We start from the raw sequence: 9,289 nt of genomic DNA on the forward strand, positions 1-9,289 counted from the left end.
TCAATATTTTCGAATTTGTGTAAACGCGTTAGCGATTTTTTGAGCGCATTTTTTACCAGGCGATTGCTCAACGCCTGAATTTAGGTCAAGACCATCGGCACCTATATTAACGGCACCGTGAATATTGTCGGGGTTTAGGCCGCCAGCCAACATATAATTGCTCGAACTACGATTTAATAGCTGCCAATCAAACACTTGTCCCGTGCCACCAAATGCAGTGTCGGTTTTGGTATCGTACAATTGCTTGTCTACGCCAGCGAAGGGGCTTGGCAGTGTTGTGTCCACACCTTGTGCTTTCCAAATTTGACAGGTCACTGGAAGTTGTTTTCGCAGGGTATCGATGTACAATTCATCTTCGTTGCCATGTAATTGCACTGCACTCAGTTTTAATATTTGCGCATACTCTGCAACTTGCTCAAGCGGTGCGTTAACGAACACACCAACGTACTTGAGCGGTGCGCTATCGGCGACGGCCTTCGCACAATCAATGTCGACATAACGAGGCGATTTTGGATAAAAGATAAGACCGCCGTATACCGCTCCAGCTTCATAAGCTGCTTGCGCATCTTGGCTTCGAGTAAGACCACACACTTTGTTTTCGCCCAAAATCAAGCGTCTGCAAGCAAGTTCCAAGTCTTGCTCAGCCATCAATGAACTGCCGACCAAAAAACCGTCACAAATCGGTGATAAGCGTTTCACATCGCGGTGCGTGTATATGCCAGACTCTGAAATCACCACTTTGTCTTCGGGGATTAACTTTCTTAGTTTCTCTGTTGTTGCTAAATCCGTTGATAAGTCTCTGAGGTCACGGTTGTTAATACCGATAAGTTCAGCATCTAACGCAAGCGCTCTTGTCACTTCTTCTTCGTTGCTTACTTCCGTCAAAATCGACATATTAAGTGATTTGGCCACGCTCACTAGTGCCAAATACTCTTCGTCATTTAATACAGACAACATCAAAAGAATGGCATCGCCACCGTGTAAGCGGGCGAGATAAACTTGGTATTCATCAATAAAGAAGTCTTTACAGATCAGAGGCTGATCAACCAGCTTTCTCACCGTGGCGAGGTATTCATAACTGCCTTGAAAGTATTTTTCGTCGGTCAGTACACTAATACATGTCGCGTACTTACGATAAACACTGGTAATTTCAGTCAAATCAAAATGTGAGCGAATAAGGCCTTTTGAAGGTGACGCCTTTTTGCACTCTAAAATAAATTGTGTCCCAGCTTGCGCCAACGCAGCGGTGAAGTTAAGCGTGGTGGGGGTTACTTCGTCGATAAAGTCACTTAACGGACGCTGCGCCTTACGCGCTTTTAATTCTTCGACTTTATCGGCAACAATTTTTTCTAATACATTAGCCATTACTCACCTCTACAATGTTAGCCAAGGTTGTCATGGCTTTTTTGCTTGCAAGCACTTCGCGTACTTGTTGGCTTGCGGTTTTAAAATCTGACGCCTTATTGGTTAATACCAACAAGGCTGCAACGTTTGCAATGATCGCTGCATTGTGTGCAGCTTCGCCTTCACCATTTAAAATCGCAAGGCTCGCTTTCGCGTTATATTCTGGCGTATCACCAGCAATAGATTCAAGTGAATAGTTTTCTAGTCCAAAATCGCTTGGGGTAACGGTGTATTGCGTCACTTCACCATGCTTTACTTCTGCGACTAGCGTTTCGCCGTGTAGGGCAATTTCATCTGTGCCACTACCGTGAACTACCATCGCTCGTTTCGTACCTAAGCGGTTTAACGTTTCAGCCATGGGTAAAACAAGGGCAGGGTCGTAAACGCCGAGTAATTGCACCTCAGGCTTAGCTGGGTTTGCCAATGGCCCGAGAATATTAAATATCGTGCGTGTTTTTAGTTGCGTGCGAACCGGCATGGCATGCTTTACACCAGCGTGGTAATGCGGTGCAAACAAAAAGGTAAAGCCGGTCTCTGCTAAGCACTTTTCTGCAAGTGCGGGGGTCATATCAATGTTGATCCCAAGTGCTTTTAGTAAATCCGCGGAACCTGATTTACTGCTCACGCTGCGATTACCGTGTTTGACCATATTAATACCACATGCTGCGGCGACAATGGCGGCGGTGGTACTCACGTTGATGGTATTTGTGCCATCGCCACCTGTACCACAGCTGTCTGCTGCGAGTAGGTCTTGCTTGTCAAATGCGGTGGCATGATCACGCATAGCCTGAGCTGCTCCGGCTATTTCCGCCGCTGTTTCACCTTTAAACTTTAGCGCAAGCAGCGCTGCGGTAAGTTCGATGTCGCTCAGTTGTCCAGCCATAATATCGCTAAACAAGGATTTGGCGGCGTCGAACGATAAATCTTGTTGCTGTAATAGAGGTTGTAACTTTTCCATCCTGATCTCCTAAGCGCTAAGGTACGCGATACTTTGTTGTAATAGCTGAGCGCCATTGGGGGTCAATATTGATTCTGGGTGAAATTGATAGCCAATCACTTTGTGTTCACTGTGATAGATAGCCATCGGAATGGCCTGATATCTCGCGATCACTTGCAGTGCTGGTGGTACGCTTGTTGCCATCAAAGAGTGATAACGCGCCACGGGGAATTGCGTCCCAAGTCCGGCAAATACCGGATGCTCATCCGCTTCAATAATAGAAGATTTGCCATGTACCGTCTCACCCGCTTTGCCAACTTCACCACCATAACTTTGGGTTAGGGCTTGTTGACCGAGGCAAATCCCAAGCATGGGGAATTTACCTTTACATAGCTCAATTAACGCGAGCAAACAGCCTGCTTCCGATGGCGCGCCAGGTCCAGGTGATAAAACTAATATCACTGGATCAACCTCTGCACACATTTTATTGAAAATGGTTTCGGCAGAGAGATTGTTACGATAAACGATCAAATCGAGCCCTAGCAAACTAAGCTCATCCACAAGGTTATAACTGAAAGAATCAAAATTATCTAAAAAGTATACCTTAGTCATGGTTTGCTCCTTCATACGTGGACTGTACTGCTTTAATCACTGCCATGGCTTTAGCTTTGGTTTCATTTGCTTCACTTTGTGGATTTGAATCAAACACAACACCCGCACCCGCTTGCACGTAAGCAACGTTATCTTTTACAAACGCGGAGCGAATTACGATGCAGCTGTCCATCGCGCCATTGCCCATCAAATAACCTACCGCTCCGCCGTAACTACCACGACGCTGCTTTTCTGTATGGCGAACAAGTTCTGCGGCTTTAACTTTTGGTGCGCCGACGAGAGTGCCCATATTCATACAAGCCTGATAGGCGTGAAGCGCATCTAAATCCGGCTTTAATTGGCCAACGACGCGTGATACTAAATGCATGACTTGTGAGTAGCGGTCCACTTTCAATAATTCTTTTGCGTGTCGAGTACCTGCAATACTGATCCGTGCGACATCGTTACGAGCAAGGTCAACCAGCATAAGGTGCTCAGCACGCTCTTTTTGATCGTTGCGCAGCTCAAGCTCAATGCGACTATCTAAATCTGGATTGATACTACCATCAGCAAACTTACCTCGTGGTCTCGTCCCCGCGATGGGATAGACTTCAACTTGGTTACTCTGCTCACAATATTTGAGCGCCGACTCTGGAGATGCGCCAAATAGTACAAAACGTTCATCCTTCATATAAAACATGTAGGGACTAGGATTTTGTAGTTTGAGCTGTTTATAGGCGGCGAGTGAGTTATGGCAAGGAAGTGAAAAAGTGCGAGAGGGAACGACTTGAAAGATGTCACCGTTGATAATGTTGGTTTTCAACTTTTCAACGTGTTGACAATATTCGTCGTCACTCACATTGACTTTGACGTCTGCACTGCCACTTTGTGGCTCAAACTGAAATTCAGTGATTTGGTCACACTGACTGTTTAGCTCTTCTAGCTGTTTGCCTACTTCAAAACAATTGGCGTGAACCTCAGGGCCATTGAAAACATTACCAATGAGCTCAGTAGTTCGTGCTTGATGATCGATCACAACTAAGGTTTCAGCGAGATAGAAAACATAGTCGGGACAGTCGTTGTCCCCATCTGGTACTTCAGGAAGTTGCTCAAAGTTTGCCACCATATCATAGGCGAATACTCCACCTAAAAAGACGGAAAACGGCGTATCTGAGTTACGTTTAATTTCATTGATACAGGTTCTGAGCGCACTAAAGGCGTTATCCGCTTTTAGTTTTGTATGCTCATCAATGTTACTTTCCAATGCGTTGTACGTGAGCGTCAAGGTATTATCATTGAGGATCACGTCACAATTAGTGACCTTTTGCGCAAGGTACGGTAGCAACTGAGCACCATTGTTAGACAAGGCTTTGGCAATGACTTGGGCGCCATTGCATTCGAATCGAATCGCACTATCCACAAGCACGATGCTTTTCACATTGTCTTTAGACTCTATTTCTGCTGATTCGAGCAGTAACGAGTTTGTTTTGTTTAAACCTGCGTATAAAGACAGTGGGCTGGCAATATAATCGCGCCTTTGTCTTATGCTGGTGACCTCACCTGGTGTGGTCGTTATATGACTAAAAATCAAACCTCATTCCTCTTAATTTCTAGATATTCTGTTTAGAAAATAAAAAACCCCCGAAAGCTGAGCTCTGCGGGGGTTATTGTTCAGACACAACAATACCGTCCCGCTAGGGCATCCACCACCACCAAATTGTGTTTACTGTGATATTGTTGTTCATATAAGCCTCTAAAAAGTATAAAAAAACCCGCGACATTGCGCGGGTTGATAAATCGTAGATATAACGAAACACACCCGCTTAGTTCGAGTGCCACCACCAAATGTTTTTTTGAATTTGTTTGTTCATTTGTGAATATTTCGTTGTTTAATCTAAATTAGCTACAGTAAACCCTATTCTTGCTACAAGTGTCAAGGGCAAATATCAGAAAATAACCTAAGGTCGTATCAGTTAACTTGTGATATAATCAAAACGTTGATAATTCATAGAGATAGTTAATACATTTTGATTAAATATGACCTCCACAGCCATACTACTTTTTCCGATGGCCGCTTAGCTGTTGCTGAATTGCTTGAGCGAGCAACGGAAAAAGGCGTTGATATTCTTGCAATTACAGATCATGACACGATAGATGCGATCCAGCCTGCCCGAGACTACATTAGCCAAAATAATCTCACTTTAGAGCTTATTAATGGTGTTGAAATTTCCACAAAGTGGGAAAGCTTTGAGATCCATATTGTTGGATTAAATTTTGACCCTGAGCATGAAGCATTGACGAAGTTGCTGCACGAGCAGCAGCAAAAGCGAGAAGCCAGAGCAAAAGAAATCGGCGAGCGATTAGCCAAAAAGGGCTATGAACATGTCTACGAAGATGCCCTTGCACTTGCCCAAACGGCGCAGATCACCAGAGCGCATTTTGCTCAAGTGCTGGTTGAGCGGGGCGTGGCTAAAAACGTGCAAAGCGTTTTCAATAAATTTTTAGCACGTGGTAAAACTGGGTATGTGCCAAGTCAATGGTGCGATATACAAACGGCCGTTACCGCTATTCACGCAGCGGGTGGAGTAAGTGTATTGGCACACCCTGCTCGATATAAGATGTCGAATAAGTGGTTAAGAAAGTTAATTGCTGAGTTTAAAGCGGTTGGGGGAGCTGCAATGGAAGTTGCACAGCCGCAGCAAGCGCCTACTGAGCGCCAATTTTTGGGGCGACTAAGTCAAGAGTTTGAATTGTTAGCAAGCCAAGGGTCAGATTTCCACTTCCCAATGCCTTGGGTCGACCTTGGTCGTAACTTGTATTTACCTAAAGATTGTCAAGGAGTTTGGCGTCATTGGGGAGGCAAAGAGGAATAAGCTTATGAGCCAATTTTTTCATATTCACCCAGATAACCCGCAAACGCGTTTAATTCGCCAAGCGGCTGATATTATTGAACAAGGTGGCGTGGTGGTGTTTCCAACCGACTCCGGCTATGCCATTGGTTGCAACCTCGGTAATAAGCAAGCTAAGGAGCGGATAGAGCGGATCCGCGGCATTGAAAAGCACCATAACTTCACTCTTTTATGCCGCGATCTGTCGGAGCTTTCGACCTATGCCCGTGTCGATAATCAAATGTTTAGGATGATTAAAAATAATACGCCCGGTCCGTACACGTTTATTTTTAAAGGGACGAAAGAAGTTCCTCGTCGTTTGCTCAATGAGAAGAAAAAAACCATCGGGATCCGTGTGACTGATAACCCAATTACTTGCGCGTTGTTGGAAGCGCTGGGTGAACCTTTGATGTCATGCTCTTTGATTTTGCCAGGAGAGCAGTTTACTGAGTCTGACCCCGATGATATCCGCATGCGTCTTGAGAAGCACGTAGACTTAATAATTCATGGTGGCTATTTAATCGAGCAAGCAACCACAGTTATTGATATGTCTGAAGACACCATTGAAATTTTGCGTCGTGGCTGTGGCGATACATCGCCTTTTGAATAACGCATGTTGAGATGACAGAAGCACTCCAACAGAAATTACCGCTGGCTTTTTTACACGGTGAAGCGGTAATTGAAAAGCCGGAAGATCTTTATATTCCCCCCGAAGCCCTAGAAGTTATCTTAGAGACCTTTGAAGGCCCGTTGGACTTACTGCTTTATCTTATTAAAAGACATAAATTAGATATTCTAGAATTACCGATTTTTAGTATTACTCAGCAGTATGTTCAGTACGTTGAAATGATGAAGGACATGCAGCTCGAACTTGCGGGTGAATACTTAGTGATGGCAGCTTTGCTGGCACAAATAAAATCAAGAATGCTACTACCAAAACACGAAGAGTTAGAGGAAGAGGAAGACCCCAGAGCAGAGCTGGTGAGACGCTTGCAGGAATACGAGCAATTTAAGCAAGCCGCTGAGAATTTAGATGAGATCCCTCGTGTTGAGCGTGATATCTTTGTCGCTCATGCGCTGGTAGACAGTAGTACCGACAATGAGCCAGAATTCCCAGACATTGAACTGAGGGAATTACTTTTGGCGCTGTCGGAAGTGATGGCTAGAGCCAAGACTTTTGAGCACCATCATATATCCGCAGAAGCACTTTCGACTCGAGAGCGTATGAGTTTTATATTGCAATTGCTACGAGAACAGAATAAGCCGGTAGAATTTGCGCGATTCTTTACCTTGGACGAAGGGCGCAGTGGTGTGGTGGTTACTTTTATTGCCATGCTCGAACTCATTAAGGAGCAATTGGTTGACTATATTCAGTCAGCAACGGCAGCGTCGATTTACCTGCATTTAAAAGGCTAGGGGATGGCTGCAGCCTCTGCTATACTCCGCATTTTTATCTTCAAGCATAAAATATGAAAAGACGCGTTAGCGATGAACAACTGGTTGAATTGGTTGAAGCAGCGATTTTCGTTTCAGATAAGCCGTTATCTAAAAAGCGCTTAAAAGAAACTGTGCTGGAAGATATCAGCGTGTCATCACCGCGTATTGATCAGGCACTGGAAACACTGGTAAATCATTATCAAACTCGCGGTGTAAGGCTGGTTGAGGTTGGTACCGGATACCGTTTTCAAGCTTGCCCGAGCTTGAGCCCTTGGCTAAGTAAACTGTGGCAGGAAAAAGCACCAAAATACTCACGTGCTACACTTGAGACTTTGGCATTGATTGCTTACCGACAACCAATCACTCGAGGTGAAATAGAGCAAGTTCGCGGGGTTACCGTGAGTTCTAATATTATCAAAAGCTTGATAGATCGCGAGTGGATAAAAGTGGTGGGTTACAAAGAGGTACCGGGTAAGCCTGCATTGTATGCAACGACAAAACAATTTTTAGATTACTTCTCATTATCTGGCCTTGGAGAATTACCTCGATTACCTGAACAACATAATGAGAAAATAGAACAGTTATTAAACGATCCTTCTGTGAGAGAACCATCTGAATGAGTGAAAAACTACAAAAAGTATTGGCAAGAGCTGGCGTTGGCTCAAGACGCGAAATGGAAAAGTATATTGAGTCTAACCGCGTAAGTGTAGATGGAAAAGTTGCCAAGCTAGGAGACCGAGTGGAAGAGACTTCGGTGATCCGTGTAGATGGACATATTGTTAAAATAGAGCAGCAAGAAGAGCGCATCTGTCGCGTACTTATGTATCATAAGCCAGAAGGTGAGCTGTGTACTCGTCGCGACCCTCAAGGTCGTCGTACTGTATTCGATAGGCTACCAAAGTTAGATGGTGACCGCTGGATAGCTATTGGGCGATTAGATATCAATACATCAGGCCTGTTACTCTTTACCAATGATGGTGAGCTAGCTAATCGCTTGATGCATCCAAAATACGAAGTCGAACGTGAATATTCTGCCCGGGTATTTGGTGAAGTAACAAATCAAACGTTGCGTACATTAACCAAAGGCGTTGAGCTAGAAGACGGTCCTGCAAAATTCCTTAAGATTAAGCCACTTGGTGGTGAAGGTCTGAATAAATGGTTCAACGTAACACTGACCGAAGGGCGTAATCGTGAAGTCAGGCGTCTTTGGCAGTCGCAAGAGGTTGAAGTGTCGCGTTTGATCCGTATCCGTTATGGTAAATTGGAGCTTAACAAACGCTTGCCACAAGGTGGATGGGAAGAATTAAAATTAGAAGATGTTAACTACTTACGTAAATCGGTAAGCATGAGAGCCGAGCAGCAAACTAAGTTGTCGGTCATGCCAGAAAAGCGTAAAGACAAGCGCGCGAAAATTAATAAGATCCGCAAAGCAGTGAAAAAGCATAATCAAAGGGTCAAAACCCCAAGAAGAAAGTAATTTAAGCTTTTTAAAACACCAGCCTAGTGAGCTGGTGTTTTTGTATTTGATAAGGAGATGCAAATGAAAGAGATGTTTGCTGGTAGTTGTCTGTGTGGTCAGGTTAAATATCTTGTAGAGGGCAACGTGCAGGGCTTTTATCTATGTCATTGTGAATATTGTCAAAAAGACACAGGATCCGCACATGCTGCGAATTTATTTTTTCAAAATGCAATGCTAACTTGGCTCGCGGGCGAAAAGTTGATAACCCGCTTTACTTTACCGAATACTAAGCACGTTAAAGCCTTTTGCGCTTTTTGTGGTTCCGCAGTACCAAACCAGCAGCCTGTTGGTTTAGTGGTACCTGCCGGTAGCTTAGATGATGCGCCGAGTCTTACGCCAACGGCACACCTATTTATCGCGAGTAAAGCGAAGTGGGATGAAAAATTAGAGCAAGTGCTGGCGTTTGAAACCTTGCCGAGAGATTAACTTAAGTAATATAACCTGAGCTGCGGATAATTAATGCCTTTCTAGCAGCCAGTTTTAGCGCTAACTGCGTTGAATTCACTTCCAATA

General features: G+C 44.4%; 10 protein-coding genes. 6 read left to right on the top strand and 4 right to left on the bottom strand.

The window, feature by feature from the left end; translation table 11 throughout:
* The 4 genes from trpCF to EXT47_RS06975 are packed head-to-tail and all read right to left on the bottom strand — an operon-like array spanning position 1 to position 4,523.
* Positions 1-1,365: a bifunctional indole-3-glycerol-phosphate synthase TrpC/phosphoribosylanthranilate isomerase TrpF gene (gene trpCF / locus EXT47_RS06960; protein ID WP_130126168.1), complete on the bottom strand. Its 1,365-nt coding sequence runs from the start codon at positions 1,363-1,365 to the stop codon at positions 1-3.
* Entirely contained in the window at positions 1,358-2,362 is a 1,005-nt protein-coding gene (gene trpD, locus EXT47_RS06965; RefSeq protein WP_039497585.1) for an anthranilate phosphoribosyltransferase, read from the bottom strand. The genes trpCF and trpD overlap by 8 nt, the downstream gene beginning before the upstream one ends.
* 9 nt (positions 2,363-2,371) lie before the next feature.
* The gene (locus EXT47_RS06970) at positions 2,372-2,953 is read right to left on the bottom strand and encodes an aminodeoxychorismate/anthranilate synthase component II (RefSeq protein WP_039497587.1); all 582 of its coding nucleotides are present in this window, start codon (positions 2,951-2,953) and stop codon (positions 2,372-2,374) included.
* On the bottom strand, positions 2,946-4,523 hold the full coding sequence (locus EXT47_RS06975; RefSeq protein ID WP_039497589.1) for an anthranilate synthase component 1: 1,578 nt from the start codon (positions 4,521-4,523) through the stop codon (positions 2,946-2,948). Before EXT47_RS06975 ends, EXT47_RS06970 begins: the two co-directional genes overlap by 8 nt.
* 436 nt (positions 4,524-4,959) lie before the next feature.
* On the opposite strand from EXT47_RS06975, the gene EXT47_RS06980 reads away from it, so the two are divergent.
* The 6 genes from EXT47_RS06980 to EXT47_RS07005 all read left to right on the top strand — a co-directional run bounded on the left by EXT47_RS06980 (position 4,960) and on the right by EXT47_RS07005 (position 9,202).
* Positions 4,960-5,805 carry a PHP domain-containing protein gene (locus EXT47_RS06980; protein WP_039497590.1) on the top strand — a complete coding sequence of 282 codons (846 nt, stop codon included), beginning with the start codon at positions 4,960-4,962 and terminating at the stop codon, positions 5,803-5,805.
* 4 nt (positions 5,806-5,809) lie between these two features.
* Positions 5,810-6,430: an L-threonylcarbamoyladenylate synthase gene (locus EXT47_RS06985; RefSeq protein ID WP_010378577.1), complete on the top strand. Its 621-nt coding sequence runs from the start codon at positions 5,810-5,812 to the stop codon at positions 6,428-6,430.
* A gap of 11 nt (positions 6,431-6,441) precedes the next feature.
* Positions 6,442-7,236 (top strand): ScpA family protein, encoded by a 795-nt coding sequence (locus EXT47_RS06990; RefSeq protein WP_039497593.1) that lies wholly within the window; start codon positions 6,442-6,444, stop codon positions 7,234-7,236.
* A gap of 53 nt (positions 7,237-7,289) precedes the next feature.
* Positions 7,290-7,877, top strand: coding sequence for an SMC-Scp complex subunit ScpB (scpB, locus tag EXT47_RS06995; RefSeq protein WP_010378581.1), 588 nt, complete (start codon positions 7,290-7,292; stop codon positions 7,875-7,877).
* Positions 7,874-8,734 (top strand): 23S rRNA pseudouridine(2605) synthase RluB, encoded by an 861-nt coding sequence (gene rluB / locus EXT47_RS07000; RefSeq protein WP_039497594.1) that lies wholly within the window; start codon positions 7,874-7,876, stop codon positions 8,732-8,734. The genes scpB and rluB overlap by 4 nt, the downstream gene beginning before the upstream one ends.
* 63 nt (positions 8,735-8,797) lie before the next feature.
* Positions 8,798-9,202: a GFA family protein gene (locus EXT47_RS07005; RefSeq protein ID WP_039497595.1), complete on the top strand. Its 405-nt coding sequence runs from the start codon at positions 8,798-8,800 to the stop codon at positions 9,200-9,202.
* The last annotated feature ends 87 nt before the right edge of the window (positions 9,203-9,289 follow it).

This window comes from Pseudoalteromonas sp. CO342X, assembly GCF_004208915.1.
Classification (GTDB): domain Bacteria; phylum Pseudomonadota; class Gammaproteobacteria; order Enterobacterales; family Alteromonadaceae; genus Pseudoalteromonas; species Pseudoalteromonas maricaloris.

What these genes read in the sequence shown, in the direction of transcription:
- scpB (WP_010378581.1), top strand. Translation starts at nt 7,290, where the DNA reads ATGAAAAGACGCGTTAGCGATGAACAACTGGTTGAATTGGTTGAAGCA.
- EXT47_RS07005 (WP_039497595.1), top strand. Translation starts at nt 8,798, where the DNA reads ATGAAAGAGATGTTTGCTGGTAGTTGTCTGTGTGGTCAGGTTAAATAT.
- trpD (WP_039497585.1), bottom strand. Translation starts at nt 2,362, where the DNA reads ATGGAAAAGTTACAACCTCTATTACAGCAACAAGATTTATCGTTCGAC.
- EXT47_RS06970 (WP_039497587.1), bottom strand. Translation starts at nt 2,953, where the DNA reads ATGACTAAGGTATACTTTTTAGATAATTTTGATTCTTTCAGTTATAAC.
- EXT47_RS06985 (WP_010378577.1), top strand. Translation starts at nt 5,810, where the DNA reads ATGAGCCAATTTTTTCATATTCACCCAGATAACCCGCAAACGCGTTTA.
- trpCF (WP_130126168.1), bottom strand. Translation starts at nt 1,365, where the DNA reads ATGGCTAATGTATTAGAAAAAATTGTTGCCGATAAAGTCGAAGAATTA.
- rluB (WP_039497594.1), top strand. Translation starts at nt 7,874, where the DNA reads ATGAGTGAAAAACTACAAAAAGTATTGGCAAGAGCTGGCGTTGGCTCA.
- EXT47_RS06990 (WP_039497593.1), top strand. Translation starts at nt 6,442, where the DNA reads ATGACAGAAGCACTCCAACAGAAATTACCGCTGGCTTTTTTACACGGT.